This is a genomic window from Actinobacillus delphinicola (assembly GCF_900638385.1).
Classification (GTDB): Bacteria; Pseudomonadota; Gammaproteobacteria; order Enterobacterales; family Pasteurellaceae; genus Actinobacillus_C; species Actinobacillus_C delphinicola.
Genome location: NZ_LR134510.1, coordinates 1,775,212 through 1,790,589 on the forward strand (window position 1 = coordinate 1,775,212; position 15,378 = coordinate 1,790,589).

Here is a 15,378-nt window from a genome sequence, read left to right on the forward strand (position 1 = left end):
TAATGCTTTCCGTTATAATGTTCAACATTTGATATAAAAGTAGGTTTTCTTTATGCAACTTCATGCAAGAAATAAAGTCCTCGATCTTAATTTTCCGAAAATCATGGGGATTTTAAATATTACCCCTGATTCCTTTTCGGATGCGGGCAAATTTTTAAAATTTGATACTGCCCTTTTTCAGGTCGAAAAAATGTTACAAGAAGGTGCAAGTATTATTGATATCGGAGGCGAATCAACACGCCCAGGCGCATTAGCGGTAACAGAACAAGAGGAATTACAACGTGTTATTCCAATTATTGAAGCTATTTCGCAACGTTTTGACTGTTGGATTTCGGTTGATACCTCTAAGGCAATTGTTATGCGTGAAGCTGCAAAAGTCGGCATGGATTTAATTAATGATGTTCGTGCTTTGCGTGAAAAAGATGCACTTGAAACAGCGGTAAGTCTTAATCTTCCCGTTTGTCTGATGCATATGCAAGGTGAGCCTCGAACTATGCAAACCGCCCCGTATTATAAAAATGTTGTAGAAGAGGTACTAACTTTTCTTTTAGATAGAACAAAAATCGCGCAACAAGCAGGTGTTAAGCCTGAACATATTTTATGGGATCTCGGCTTTGGCTTTGGTAAATCACTTTCTCATAATTATCAACTTCTTAAAAATACTCATTTTTTTGCACAATTACCCTACCCTTTACTCATCGGTATTTCTCGTAAATCTATGATTGGTCAACAACTTAATAAATCTGTTGAAGATCGTTTGGTAGGTAGCGTAACGGCTGCTTTATTAGCTGCCCAACAAGGTGCAAAAATTTTACGTGTTCATGATGTCGCTGCGACACAGGATGCATTACAAATTTGGCAAGCAATGTTAAACGCTTAAAACTTATAAAATAAGGATTATAAATGAAAGAACGTCAATATTTTGGTACCGATGGTGTCCGTGGTAAAGTCGGTAAAGCGCCGATTACACCAGATTTCGTACTTAAATTAGGTTGGGCTGCAGGTAAAGTTCTTGCAAATTCGGGGTCTAAAAAAGTCTTAATTGGTAAAGATACGCGTATTTCTGGTTATATGTTGGAATCCGCTCTAGAAGCTGGTTTAGCTGCTGCAGGTGTTTCAGCTGCATTTACTGGTCCTATGCCAACGCCTGCTATTGCTTATTTAACACACACCTTCCGTGCAGAAGCGGGTATCGTTATTTCAGCCTCTCACAACCCTTTTGATGATAACGGAATTAAATTCTTTTCCACACAAGGAACAAAATTACCTGACGAAGTGGAATTAGCGATCGAAGAAATGCTCGAGCAACCAATGGATTGCGTACCATCAGCAGAACTTGGTAAAGCAAGTCGTATTAACGATGCTGCAGGACGTTACATTGAATTTTGTAAAAGCACCTTCCCTGCTGATTTAAGCCTAGACGGTTTTAAAATGGTCGTAGATTGTGCAAATGGTGCGACTTATCATATTGCACCGAATGTTATGCGTGAACTTGGTGCTGAAGTGATCGAAATCGGCACTTCACCAGATGGCGTAAATATTAATGCGCAATGCGGTGCGACAGATATTCGTGCTTTACAACAGAAAGTATTAGAAACCAAAGCTGATGTGGGTTTAGCTTATGATGGCGATGGCGATCGTCTTATTATGGTTGACCACTTAGGTAACAAAGTGGATGGTGACCAAATCCTTTTCATTATTGCTCGTGAGATGTTACGTAGCGGTAAATTAAAAGGAGGCGTTGTCGGCACATTAATGAGTAATATGCGTTTAGAAATCGCACTAAAAGAATTAGCGATTCCATTTGTTCGTGCAAAAGTTGGTGACCGCTACGTATTAGAAAAAATGCAAGCTCATGACTGGATTTTAGGCGGTGAGAATTCTGGACATATTATTATTGCCAATAAAAATACGACTGGTGATGGCATTATTGCTTCTCTTCAAGTATTGCGTGCAATGGCCCAACATAAACTTTCGTTAAATGAATTAACCAAAGCCGTTCAACTTTATCCGCAAGTGCTTATCAATGTTCGTTTTGAAGGTGGCGAAAGCCCTCTCGAATCTGAAGCTGTAAAAGCCGTCGCTCAAGAAGTTGAAACATTGCTCGGGAACACTGGACGTATCCTTTTACGTAAATCAGGTACAGAACCGCTTATCCGTGTTATGGTTGAATGTGAAGATGCGGAAAAAGCACAAACTTACGCTGAAAAAATTGCAAACGTAATTAAAAAAGCGTAATCACGCCCTGCTTTTAGGGTAAATTTATGGAGTTTAAGGTGTAGAATGAATATTTTTATTATGCGTCATGGGCAAGCTGAAATTTTTGCTAACAGCGACGAAGAACGTGCCTTAGCAGATATCGGTAAGGTTCAAGTAACTGATCAAGGAAAATGGTTGCTTATCAATGCAATTAAATTTGATAAAGTGCTAGTTAGCCCATATCAACGTACACTAGATACCTTTACAGTAATAAATTCAGTTTATCAAGGGATCTTATCTAATAAAATGGAAGTTGATAAAAATCTCACTCCATTAGGCGATAGTACACAGGTTGTTGATTATTTAAATGTACTGAAAGATGAGGGTTTGCATAATATTTTGATTATTTCCCATATTCCTCTTGTCGGTGAATTAGTAACAAATTTAACACAAAATAGCGGATATCAAAGCTTTGAGCCAGCAACGCTGGTCGGCATAAATTGGAATGGAAAAACAGGAAGTTTATTTACTAAACATTGTTGCCCGTAATGCAAATAAAAAACCGCATAAATTGCGGTTTTTTTATTAGTCGTCACTTTCTAAAATAAAATGAACTGTTCTTCTGTAGCCGATCATTCTGCGTGTATCACGAACATGTTTTATTCGAAGAAGCCGACGATGAATACGATGTAATACTTTTGTTTTTAGGTTGGTTTGTCTTCTTCTTTTCATAATCAGTCCTCTAATTATCACATGCCTGACTTGCTGGCTGCTTCTTCTGCTGGTTGAGATTCTGGCGGAGGCGGTGGTGATACTTGCTCTTCTTCATGTAGCAAATTCCCTTCTCCGTCCTCACTTGCTTTAACACGGTAATAGTTATTTAAAATATGAAGATAACGTCTAATATTTTCTACATACTGGAATGCTTGGATACCGCTGGCATGTCCATATTTTAATTTACTATAATACTCTCTTCTACCTAATAAAGGTAGGTTATTTTTAACGTCCAACCAATTATAGGGGTTTCCGCCCAAATCTTTCGTCAATTGTAGTGCATCAAACAAATGCCCTAACCCCATATTGTAAGCAACCAGGGCATACCAAATACGTTGATCTTCTTTTATTTCAGCCGGCATTTTTTGTACCAGAAAATTGAGATAGTCTGCACCGCCTCGAATACTCTGTTTTGCATCAAGTCGATCGGGAACATTCATTGCTTCTGCGGTATTTTTTGTCAACATCATAATACCACGCACACCAGTTGGTGATGTGGCTAATGGATTCCAATGCGATTCCTGATAAGCAACCGCGGCAAGTAATCGCCAATCTAAATTACCACGATATTCTTCAAAAAATGGTTTATATTTTGGCAAAATATTCTTGATTGCATCAACATATGTTCGGCTATCAATGTAATTAAATTCTTTTAAATGACTAACGTATTTTTCTTCTAAATTAGCAATGGTGCCATCTTCCATTGCTTTATTCATGAAGTCTAATAATTTTGCTTGGAGATCAAATTTATCACTTTTCGCTAAATACCAATGCACGGTTGTTTCGTCTGCGACATCAAATGCAATGGCAATATCAGGGCGAATAGACTGTTTAGTAGCAACAAGAATAGAATTTGCAATAGTATAAGGAATTTTACGGCTTGCTACATTTATCAATAATTCTTCTTCTGTCTTATCTTCTATTTGCCAAGTTAAATTGGGATATTGATCTTTTAGTTCTAAGAGTAATCCATTTAATCCAGAACCTTTAGATACCACTAAGGTACCCTTTAAATCATTTAAATTTTTGGGACGTAACGTCCCTTTATGATAAACCAACTGCCAAGAGGCAGAATAATATGCAGGACCTAGCTGATATAATGCAGTTTTGTTCGGATCAAATAACAAATTTGATGCAGCAATATCAATATCGTGTTCAGATAATGCATGAAATAACGCTTCTCTTGTTGGATATTCAGTAATATTTATTTTTACCCCTAAATATTTTGCAAACGCATGACTTAAATCATATTCAAGTCCAGTTGCACCTTTAGAGGTAATAAAATAGGATACGGGATTGGCAACCACTCCTACTCTTAATAAGTCATCTTTTTTTACTCTATTATAACTACTTGGTAAAGCATCAGATGTTTTCGTAGGACGTGTATCGCCTTCATAAAAGACCATATCCATTGCCCATAGTAATAATGCTGTCATAAAGACAATAAGGTAGATGATACCTTTTTTCAATACAGATACTCCTCTAGAATTACAAGTTCTGTACTTCAGATTCAGTCGATGGCCAAGATGTTACAATGGCTTTAATCAGCGTAGCTAATGGGATCGCAAAAAAGACGCCCCAAAAACCCCATAATCCACCGAAAATAAGTACAGATACTATGATTGTTAATGGATGGAGATTAACCGCTTCAGAAAATAAAAATGGTACAACGACATTACCATCTAATAATTGCGTAATAACATAAGCAATCATCAAATAACAAAATGTTGATGTGGTCCCAAATTGGAAAATAGCCACTAATGCAACAGGAATTGTCACAAGTACGGCACCAATATATGGAACAAGAACAGAAATACCCACAGCAACAGAAAGTAAAACGGCATAATTTAGGTGGAAGTATAAGAAAATAGCGTAAGTTACAATACTCACAATTAATATTTCTAAAAGTTTTCCACGTACATAGTTTGCCATTTGTAATTGCATTTCTGTCCAAACTTTACGAACTAATGCACGATTACGTGGCAAATATTGAACAACATAATCAATCAAATCTTTCTTATCTTTTAATAAGAAAAAGACCATAAATGGAACTAAAAATGCGTAAATGCCTAGCGTCACAAGATTCACTAATGAAGAAACAGAAAAAGTCAGTGCGGTTTCTGCAAATCCCATTATTTTACTTTTAATTCCAGAAAAAATACTATCAACCATTTGATAATCAACAAATTCTGGATAATGTTTTGGTAAATCTAACAACCAGATATTTGCTTTATTAAACATTGTAGGTAAATCAGTCACCAACTTCACAAGCTGGCTCCATAAAATCGGGAATAATCCAAATAAAATAACAAAAACAACCCCGAGCATCGTACAAAGGACAATGATCACACTCAATAAACGTGGCAAGCGAAATTTATTCTGTAATAAAGAAATTGGATACTCAAGTAAATACGCAAAAATAATTGCAATAAATAATGGTGCCAACAAGTTGCTAAAAAAATAAACAATTAAAATCGCAAAAATGAGAATTGCTAAAAATGCTGTTGCTTGCGGATCGCTAAATCGCCGAATATACCAATTTTTTAATAATGTAAACATCAGTTTTCCCTTTAAAACAACGATTAGTGAGGATTATAAGGAATTTTCTTAAACAATGCCATGAAGAAAACTCCCTAATTTAGTTATAAACTATTGTGACGGCGTCACTTATTCTTCAATAAGAAGATAAAACTCTGCGACGGTATGAAAAGAACCAAAGATAATCAGTGTATCTTCCCTCTTTAACTCTGATAAAATTTGGCTTAATCCTTGATCCAAAACATCAAAACTTTTTATTGGTGAATCTACGCCCAATATTTTTAGCTTTTCTGCGATCACATTACCAGACTGTCCACGTTCACCATTTAATGTTAAACAATTCCAACCATCCATAACTGGAATTAATGGCGTTAAAATACCCGCTAAATCTTTATCACGCAATACCCCACAAAGTGCATAAAATTTCCCCGAAAAATCGGGCGTGATCATTTTTTTACGTAATTGCGTAATACGTTCTGATAAGTATCTTGCCGCATGCGGATTATGCCCAACATCTAAAATAAGGTTTGGCATCATCGTTTCATTTAGCTGATATTTTTGTGCAATTTTTTGGCGTAACTCTGCAGAAACTGTTTGAAAACGTCCTGTTAATTCAACGGTTTCTAGCACCTCTTTTAAAATTTCATCGCCAATGGAGAACGGTAAAGATTGCAATGTTGCAATGACCGTGGCCGCATTAGCTAGTGGAATCGTCGGTTTAGGAAGATGCTTGTATTGTTTATTTTTACTATGCCATTCCCAAGTATCGCCTGTTTCTGAAAAAGACCAATCACGATTGCGACAGAACAATTTACAATTTAATTCATTCGCATAATTTAATAGTGTCATTGGTGCATCTGGCTCACCAACAATAGCGGGTTTATTTGCACGGAAAATACCTGCCTTTTCGAACGCAATTTCTTCACGTGTATTGCCTAAAAAAGCAGTGTGATCAATATCGATACTCGTAACAACAGCAACATCACTATCAATAATATTCGTTGCATCTAAACGACCGCCAAGCCCAACCTCTAGAATGACCACATCTAATTTTGCTTTTTTAAAAAGGTTAAAGGCTGATAACGTTCCAAATTCAAAATAGGTTAAGGAATTCGGTTTATTTTTCTCGATAAAATTAAATGACTTGCAATGCTCTTCATCAGGCAAGCATTGATGATTGATTCGTACTCTTTCACGATAATGCAATAAATGGGGAGATGAATATACGCCTACTTTATAACCTGCCCGTAAAAGTAACATTTCAAGTAAACGACAAGTTGTCCCTTTACCATTCGTACCACCGACTGTGATTACAAAAGGTGCAATATTTGTAAGATTTAACGCACGTGCAGCTTCCGCCACTCGCTCTAATCCAAGATCAATTACTTTTTCATGAGCCTGCTCTAAATAAGAAAGCCACTGGCTAAGTGGCGTTTCTTCATTAAGTATCATTGGATGATGATTTTGCATGGTTGTACCCTACATTTCCTCAGTATCTGTATCACAACCTGTTTCACATTCTGATAAAATTTGAGGTTGTTCTACTGGCATAAGAGGATTCGGTCTATGCATTAGTTTTGCTAATAGATCTGCAATGCTATCTCGCATATCGGCACGTTTGACAATCATATCTATTGCACCCTTATCTAATAAAAATTCTGCACGTTGAAAGCCTTCTGGCAATTTTTCACGAACTGTTTGTTCAATAACACGAGCACCAGCAAAACCAATTAAAGCCTTTGGTTCTGCGATAATAATATCGCCTAACATCGCATAACTTGCTGAAACACCACCAAATGTCGGATTAGTCAAAACAGAGATAAATGGTAAACCCGCCTCTTTTAATTTAGCAAGTACTGCACTCGTTTTCGCCATTTGCATAAGCGAGATAAGTGCCTCTTGCATACGCGCACCGCCACTTGCGGAGAAAGAAATTAATGGACAACCTAGTGTCATGGCCTCGTTTGCTGCAAGTACAAATTTAGCACCTACAACAGATCCCATTGAGCCACCCATAAAATTAAAGTTTGCGGCACATACGACAACAGGCATACCAAATAATGTACCTTTCATCACGATCAATGCATCTTTTTCACCTGTAGTTTTTTGAGCCTGAGCAATACGCTCTTTATAGCGTTTTAAGTCTTTAAATTTAAGCACGTCTTTAGGTTCAAGATCTGCACCAATTTCTTGCGTACTATCTTTATCTAAAAATGCTAATAGTCGGGAGCGCGCATCAATTGCCATATGATGTCCGCATTTCGGGCAGACTTCTAAATGTCGGGTTAATTCATCACGATACAGAACTTGATCACATCCCGTACATTTTGTCCAAATCCCCTCTGGAATATTTGCTTTTTTACCACTCGAGGAGGTTTGTTTACTAAAAATTCTGTCAATCCAGCTCATTATGCTTCCTTTATTATGATAATGCGTTGAAAAAATGAAAAAATATTGCGTTATTAAAACACAAAAAGATAAATTAAGCGAATTTATATCACCAATTAAAGTGACGTTGTCACTCGTTCGGCCAATTCTAAGGTCATTTTAGCGATATCAAAACGTTGCTCATCAGCAATGCTCCAAAATTCAATACCACGTAGATGTTCTTGAATTTGGCAAATGTGTAATTTTGCACTTTCTTCTTCATTTTCAGCTAATCCATTACTCACTGGTGTGACCAGTTTTTGGAGCTGAACATCAAACATTTCTTCGTCTTCCCATAGATGTTTTAAAGATAGTGTAACATCAAGATCAAAATTCACTGTAATCATCTGTGCAAGTCCATAAAATACTGGAACTTGAACTTGGTGGAAAATCACGTTATTCAATTCTGGGAAAATACGCTGTAACTGGGTTGGAACAGACAGTTTATATTTCGGGAATACATCAAACGCTAAACGTTGCTGATCTTCTTCTAGTGGTACTCCATTTAATAAACGTGCAGTTTGACCAACTAATTCTGTTACACATTCCTCATTAACATAAGAGGCTGGCAATAATGAAGTAATTACAACTTGTTGAATGCTTTGTGATTTTACCAATGAATCTAATGCAAGTGCGGCTTGAGTGACTTGTGCATCTGGTAGTGCGACAATATTTCGATAACGAATATGTTCAATTTGCTCATCATTAATTGATGGCACAACCAATGGAATATCTTGTAAATTTGCACATACACCTAACATATCAATAACAATACAACCTTCATCTGCAGCTTTGGCAATAACAGGTGCTTGTTCTAATGTTGCAGCAAATAATACATAGTCAAACTCGCTCCATACAACATCTTCGACTGATACTTCTGGTACCGCTTTTTTATGAAAGCGAAGATCTTTATCTTCATCAAAAGGTTTAAAAGTCACTGTTGTTAACTGTTCAACTTTTTGACCAAAATGATGGTGTTCCATAGCTTGTACTACTTTTTCGGCTAATGCATATTCTGCAACAATCGCAACTTTTAACATATTTATTTATCTCCAATGAAAAAACGCCGCCTATTTTACAAAAATATGACGGCGATAGATAGGGAGAAATGGTGATCCTGCGGTTATTTTAACGGTTTATAGTAAATTACGGTTTTAGATTGTCCTAAATCATTCGCTTCCGTAATACCAATTCCTTTAATTTCACCTTTAAATGGCGTAAATGGATAATTGCGGAAAAATTGACTTAAATCAATCTTATTTACTGGTGTAGTTAATGTAATATGCGGATCAAAGTTGGCAAAGACATTCGGTGAACCATATTTTTTGAAACTCGCTGCTTTTTCTGGGATATTTTTTGCCCATGCAGGGATTTCAGCACTTGTATCACGAATATCAACAAGTTGTTTGACAACACTATCAGAAAGTTTTTGTAATTCTGGTGATTTTTGTGCATCCATCATTAGCCAATATCCTGGTGTTGCATGTAATCCAGTAAATTGAACTTTAAATGGTGAAAATTGTGTTGCTACATTATCAACAACTTTTTTAATCTTAGGTAATGCCTCTTTTTGATATTCTGTAAGATACAATGTCATATGTACAACATAACCTTCATTATAAAGGCTATTGATTCCCACGCCCTCAAGAGCGTGAGAAATTGTAGCAACATTGTTTTGTACCTTACTTCCAAAATCAATGAATACATCGTATTGTGCAGCATTAACCGCTGGAATTGCTGATAATAAAGCGATTGTGGAAAGTAATTTTTTCATATCGTTGCCTACCTATTTTAAAGAGGGATTACCAAGAAGAGTTGATAACTACTTCTTCACCATATCCACCATTTAAATTTTGTGGATTTGTTGATGATGCAGAACGTTGTACACGAATACCTCGGATTCCTGCTTCACGTGCTGCTAGAATATCGACATCTGAATCGCCATAATGTAGGCTTGAGCCAACTTTTTTGAGGTAATAAGTTTTATCAAATTTATAACCATCACGTGGGGTATCAGATGTGTACCAAATCACTGGTGGATACGGCATATTGAAGTATTTTTGTAGAACTCTTGACGTTTCAGTTACTGTTCCATTTTTGGCATCAGAACGAGGTGTACGTCCAGTAATAAATACAATTTTATCCCCACGTTTTAAGTGCATTGCGATAATTTTTTTCGCAGATTCTTTAGGAATAGAAAGTTTATCAGCACTGTCTGCTATATAATCCCAGAATTTTTGAGAATGGAGTACTTCTTTTGGTGTGCTACCCCAACCCATTTCTTTACCAAAATCAAAACCATAATGGAAATAACTGCTGGAGAATACAAGTGTATCATCGATATCAAAGGTTACCGTCATAGGTTTCTGATCTTTAAGACTATTCTCAATATCTTTTACAGAAACAAAATGCACCGCTACTTGAGATGGTGCATTTGTGTAAAAACCTTGATTGGTATAAGGGACGTTAACCTTTGCATTGGCTGAAAAAGAAACCGTCGTACCTAATGCTACTGCTAAAGCAAGTAACTTAATATTTTTATTCATGGGGAACCCTCTTTGGTATGATTGATAATCTTTAATATTTTAAGAAAAAATAACAAGTTACACTGTGACGTAGATCACATAATGTAATAAGGTAATGAATAAAAAGTTAAAAAAAATATTTTTTCTGACATAAATCAATAAATATTAACATTACACTTTGCAAGGGTATTATTTTTTTATATCATGCACCCCATCAAGCGATGTATTAAACAGCTTGGTATTCATAAAGTTCCTAATCATTATAACTAGTTACTATAAATAAATAGCTAAACTACTTTCCTACCAGCCTGCGGGCTGGTTTTTTTTCTTTTTATCGGCATGTAAAAATGGGGCTCTTCCTTGAGTTCCCCCTCATCGCTAAAATTTAACGACTTTCTACCATTGATATCCAAATCCCATACCAGCACCAAAATTATGCTGCGTATCTTGTGTAATCGAACTTCTAATGATCCACTTACCATTATCAGAAATTCGAGAAGCCCCGATAGAAATTGCTTGTTGATTACGATAACTTCCAATTGCTGCGCCAACAATACTTCGTCCTGCGGAGAATGGTTGTGGTAAGTTTGCTGCTGCAATAGCAGATGCACTTCCTGCATTCGATTCTTTCCGATTTTGCTTAATTTGATGACGCATATCACGAAGGGCCTTACCAATATCTCCTCCCATGCTGTTTTTTAGTGTATTGATTTCATTAGATAATACATTAAGTTGTTTTACATTCACGGCATCGGTTGGTGCTTTTCCTTCTGCAACATTTGATATCACGTTGCCCCCGTTATCAAGTCCCTTATCGGTAACAGAAACTTGTTTTCCATCGGCTGATTTTACTGTTACGCCATGATCATTAATCGTTGTTGAGCCTTGTTCTGGAGTATCTTGTATCGTAATTTGTTTTACATGGATATGATCACTTAAATTAATATTAATTTTTGTTTTCTCATCCTTTGTTTTCTCAATATGTGTTTGAATATTGCTACCATCCCCCAAGACTTCCACTGTAGAACCCAATGGATTATTTACGTAACCGCCAGTATCTGCGGAAAAATCTAAGCCTTTAGCAGGTAGCGCTTCACCGTGTTTAATGTCAAGATACAGTTTTTTCAATTGACCAACTGTAGCTGCAGCATGCATATCTTTATAGGTTTCACCAACATTCGTAATTACCTTGCCACCAGCATTAATCCCTTTTTCAGTCATAGATGGACCATTTTTAATATGAATGCCACTCAAATTCTCTAAATCATTCGCTAGCATAATATCAATCGCTGTATTACCATTTTGTTGGCTAACTTTTGTTTTGATATTTTCTCCGCTATATGCACTATCTGTTTTAGTACCCGCCCCCTTAATATCTATTTCACTACCAAGTTTATTGGTAACAGGACCACCCTCATTTCCGTTAAATTTCAATCCCTTATCGGTTAAGTCCGTTGTAGATTGATTGATAGCTTTACTTACGACATTATCCAGTTGTCCTTTATTAACGGCATCATTTTTAGCACTTCCCGCAGCTACGTTATGAATCTGATTACCCCCGTTATCCAAACCTTTTGAAGTAATTGATACAGGTTTGGTATCACTTCCAGCTGAAGGGGTAATAATAATGCCATTCGGATTAAGTGTAGTTTTCGCCCCACCAGCAGCATCTTTTACAGTGATTTGTTTAAAATCAGGATTGTCTTTCATCATAATTTTTACTGTTCCATTTCCTTGGCTATTAGAATAAACCGTTGTAATGTTGGTAGATGAATAATCCTTTTCTGATCCAGTTTCAGAGGCGCCAATAATGGATAATGCAGAACCTAAGTATTGCTGACCATTGGCTAAATTACGATTTGCATGAATAATGAATCCTTTATTTAAAGTTGTAATAACATGATTAAGCGTATCCGTAAAATTACTGTCTTCTGTTTGTGGTTTTCCATTAATACCATAAATTTTATCGAATTTAGGGGCGTCAAAACCGCTATTATCTGATTTCGGATGAATACCTAAAACTTGAGATAATGAGTGAATTTGACCACCATTAACTGCATCTGTTGAACCTGATTTTAAAGATCCATTATCTAATCCAGTAATAGATTTAACGGTAATATGAGAATTGAGTTTTACTTTAATATCCGTTTTAATGCCGTCTTTATCTGTTTGAGAAACAGTGGTGGTAATATTGCCACCATCTCCATGAATATCGACCTCACTGCCTAACTTATTGGTTACAGGATTTTTACCCTGTGCTGTTTCTGCCTTATCCGCTCCAAAACTTAATCCTTTATCATCGATAGCGTTAACTTGTTGCATCGCCTTTTTAATATCGCCAATGGTTGCCCCATTTTTAAGAACATTTCCTGTCGCTCTATCAATAGATTCGCCACCCAATCCGCTTGCGACATTTTTAATTTGGTTACCGCCATTATCTAAACCACCTGAGGTAATGGATACTGGTTGTGCTTTTGGATTAGCCTTGGTATCTGGTGCAATAGTGACACCTTTTGGATTAATCACAGTGTCTGGTTTACTTGTACCATCACCAACAGTCACTTGTTTAAATTGTGGTTGATCTTTCATTTAAATCAGAACAGTACCATTTCCGTGAGCATCTTTTGTATAAACAGTTGTTAAATTGTCAGCTGAATAGGTGACACCTGATATGGCTTTTTGACCAATAATATTAAGGGTTGAACCAAGGTATTGTTGACCATCTTTCGTTCCTTGCCCCAAAGTATTACCATTGATAATAAAGCCTTTGTTTAATGCATTAGTAACATTACCAATCGCATTTTTGTAATCGGTTGGTGCTATACCCACTTTTCCATCTGGTTGGGTAATCGGAGTAAATTTCGGTGTTTCAAAACCTGTTCCATTTTTGTCTGGGCTTAAACCTAACGTTTTACCTAATGAATCAATTTGACTACCATTCACTGCATCTTTTGAATCTGGTGTAATTTTACCAGGGGCAACGTTCGTAATGACTTTATTACCTGCATCAATACCACTTTTCGTCATAGATGGACCGCTTATGATATGAACTCCATCTAGTCCTTTTAAGTCCTTATCAACTGATACAGTATAGGTATGTTGTCCTGTCGTTTTATCTTCAGTCTCTTTTACTGTGACGTTGTCACCTTGAGCAACGATTGTACCTAAACTAGTAATAACTTTCTTGCCTGCTGGTGTGATATTCGATAAGTTTTTGTCTGCGGCATTATCGATTTTCGCTTTCGTATCCTTATTAAGTTGGATGGTGACATCATTACCACTTGCACTAGTAGTAATATCTTCATCTCCCGCAATCTTAAAGTTTAAACCGCCTTTTTGATCAAGTTTTTCAGCGGTTGTAGCACCTGTATTACCCGTTAACGTGATGGTATTGTTTTGAAGTGGTGATAAAGCATGTTTTAGATCGCCAATCGTTGCACCATTGCTACTCGGCGCATCTGTTAATGTTTTTCCTTTCGGAATGCCATTTGCTACATTTTTAATTTGATTTCCGCCATTATCTAAACCACCCGAAGTAATGAATACTGGTTGTGCTTGAGGGTTCGTTTTTGTATCAGGTGTAATGGTGACACCTTGTTGATTAATCACTGTGTTAGGTTTATTGGTACCATTACCTAAAGTAATTTGTTGAAATTGCGGTTTTTGTTTCATTTTTACCGTAATGGTCCCTACGCCTTGAGGATTTTGTGAATAAACCGTTGTCAAATTCTGAGTAGAATAATCTTTCTGAATATCGCCATTGGCTGGATTAGCAATAATATTGATACTAGAACCAAGATATTGACCATTTGTTGTCGTTCCGCTTTGATTTTCATTACCGTAAACATTTAAGCCGAGCACAATCAGATCTTTTAATTGTGCAACATTGACCGCGTCTGTATCTTTTGAACCTGCGGCAACATGAGTAATTTGACGGTAGATTGTTTTTTCACTATTTTTAGCCCCTACGGAAACTGCCCCTACATTTGCAGTAGAAAGAAAGGCATTGGTATCTGGTGTTATTGGTTTTTTTACCCTTTAAAGAAAGCGGATTAAATCCTTTTATACCTCCTGCGGTATCGGCATTAGATCCTGAACCAATCGCAATTCCCCCTGACGTGCTTACTAAGGCAGAATCACCTAATGCAATTCCATTTTTATGATTAACAATTGCATTATGCCCAATTGCCACGCCCCCATTATCGTTAGAATTTTTTGCTATTATCAAGATTGACTTTTGCGCCTGACCCTATACTTAATGAAGCAATACCATTTGCTTGAGTCGCATTACCAATTGCAATACTTTCCATTTGCGACCATGCGGAAGCCCCCATAGCAATCGCTGATGGACCAGCTGCCGTGCTACTATGCCCAATCGATATAGCTTGCCCAGTATGAGATGTTGTACTATCAGGTATAGTAATTGCATTTACCCCAATGGTGATATCATAAGGATTTACTGCCCCCGCTTTTACATTCCCCATACCGTGATTAGTTTTATTAGCATCTGGCGCACCACCAAATTCTGGATCAAGCCCTGAAGGTTGATTAGGATTATTCGTATTAACGTAAATATAAGTTGGAATGACGGCCGCAACCCCACGCAATTGGGCCACATTAACTGCATCCGTATTTGTTGAACCCGCCGCAACGTGTGTGATTTGTCGAGTATATTCTTCTTCTGGTCCATAAGCCGTGCCAAGCCATTTATGATATTTATCAGTATTTGGATCTTTAGGATTATCACCTGTTGTAGCTTGTCCTACGCCACCAACAGAAATTGCCCCCTTGTGTATTCGGCAGTATGTTGTATCGCTTTCATGTCAGATAACGACCCTAGACCGAAAACTTGTCCTTTCATCGGATCGATATTTTGATTTATCACACCATTTAGCACAGATATTTTACTTGCTGG

The 15,378-nt window shown here is 36.9% G+C and carries 13 protein-coding genes and 1 pseudogene; 3 read left to right on the plus strand and 11 right to left on the minus strand.

Going from position 1 to position 15,378, the window contains the following annotated elements:
• The first annotated feature begins 52 nt into the window (after positions 1 to 52).
• Genes folP through sixA form a run of 3 tightly spaced genes read left to right on the plus strand, consistent with a single transcriptional unit; the run spans position 53 to position 2,748 of the window.
• A complete protein-coding gene (gene folP, locus EL259_RS08310) occupies positions 53 to 880 on the plus strand; it encodes a dihydropteroate synthase (protein ID WP_126600689.1) in 828 nt (275 codons plus the stop codon).
• A 23-nt stretch (positions 881 to 903) separates the two neighbouring features.
• Positions 904 to 2,238, plus strand: coding sequence for a phosphoglucosamine mutase (glmM, locus tag EL259_RS08315; protein WP_126600691.1), 1,335 nt, complete (start codon positions 904 to 906; stop codon positions 2,236 to 2,238).
• Between the two features lie 45 nt (positions 2,239 to 2,283).
• Positions 2,284 to 2,748, plus strand: coding sequence for a phosphohistidine phosphatase SixA (sixA, locus tag EL259_RS08320; RefSeq protein WP_126600693.1), 465 nt, complete (start codon positions 2,284 to 2,286; stop codon positions 2,746 to 2,748).
• 200 nt (positions 2,749 to 2,948) lie between these two features.
• Here sixA and mltF read toward each other — a convergent pair whose 3' ends face one another.
• The 11 genes and pseudogenes from mltF to EL259_RS08375 all read right to left on the minus strand — a co-directional run bounded on the left by mltF (position 2,949) and on the right by EL259_RS08375 (position 15,259).
• Positions 2,949 to 4,442: a membrane-bound lytic murein transglycosylase MltF gene (gene mltF, locus EL259_RS08325; protein ID WP_232019047.1), complete on the minus strand. Its 1,494-nt coding sequence runs from the start codon at positions 4,440 to 4,442 to the stop codon at positions 2,949 to 2,951.
• A gap of 19 nt (positions 4,443 to 4,461) precedes the next feature.
• Positions 4,462 to 5,532 (minus strand): AI-2E family transporter, encoded by a 1,071-nt coding sequence (locus tag EL259_RS08330; protein WP_126600695.1) that lies wholly within the window; start codon positions 5,530 to 5,532, stop codon positions 4,462 to 4,464.
• Between the two features lie 108 nt (positions 5,533 to 5,640).
• On the minus strand, positions 5,641 to 6,963 hold the full coding sequence (folC, locus tag EL259_RS08335; RefSeq protein WP_408608241.1) for a bifunctional tetrahydrofolate synthase/dihydrofolate synthase: 1,323 nt from the start codon (positions 6,961 to 6,963) through the stop codon (positions 5,641 to 5,643).
• Between the two features lie 27 nt (positions 6,964 to 6,990).
• On the minus strand, positions 6,991 to 7,920 hold the full coding sequence (accD, locus tag EL259_RS08340) for an acetyl-CoA carboxylase, carboxyltransferase subunit beta (protein ID WP_126600699.1): 930 nt from the start codon (positions 7,918 to 7,920) through the stop codon (positions 6,991 to 6,993).
• 95 nt (positions 7,921 to 8,015) lie between these two features.
• Positions 8,016 to 8,978, minus strand: a complete 963-nt coding sequence (locus EL259_RS08345) for an oxidoreductase (RefSeq protein WP_126600700.1) — start codon at positions 8,976 to 8,978, stop codon at positions 8,016 to 8,018.
• Positions 8,979 to 9,061: 83 nt separating this feature from the next.
• On the minus strand, positions 9,062 to 9,712 hold the full coding sequence (locus EL259_RS08350) for a DUF1045 domain-containing protein (protein ID WP_126600702.1): 651 nt from the start codon (positions 9,710 to 9,712) through the stop codon (positions 9,062 to 9,064).
• 28 nt (positions 9,713 to 9,740) lie between these two features.
• Entirely contained in the window at positions 9,741 to 10,484 is a 744-nt protein-coding gene (aphA, locus tag EL259_RS08355; RefSeq protein WP_126600704.1) for an acid phosphatase AphA, read from the minus strand.
• Positions 10,485 to 10,859: 375 nt separating this feature from the next.
• Positions 10,860 to 13,052: a YadA-like family protein gene (locus EL259_RS08360; RefSeq protein ID WP_126600706.1), complete on the minus strand. Its 2,193-nt coding sequence runs from the start codon at positions 13,050 to 13,052 to the stop codon at positions 10,860 to 10,862.
• Positions 13,053 to 14,324, minus strand: coding sequence for a hypothetical protein (locus EL259_RS08365; RefSeq protein ID WP_126600708.1), 1,272 nt, complete (start codon positions 14,322 to 14,324; stop codon positions 13,053 to 13,055).
• Between the two features lie 9 nt (positions 14,325 to 14,333).
• Positions 14,334 to 14,486: pseudogene (locus EL259_RS08760) on the minus strand (hypothetical protein); the annotation flags it as partial.
• 182 nt (positions 14,487 to 14,668) lie between these two features.
• Positions 14,669 to 15,259, minus strand: a complete 591-nt coding sequence (locus EL259_RS08375) for a hypothetical protein (protein WP_126600711.1) — start codon at positions 15,257 to 15,259, stop codon at positions 14,669 to 14,671.
• Between the last annotated feature and the right edge of the window lie 119 nt (positions 15,260 to 15,378).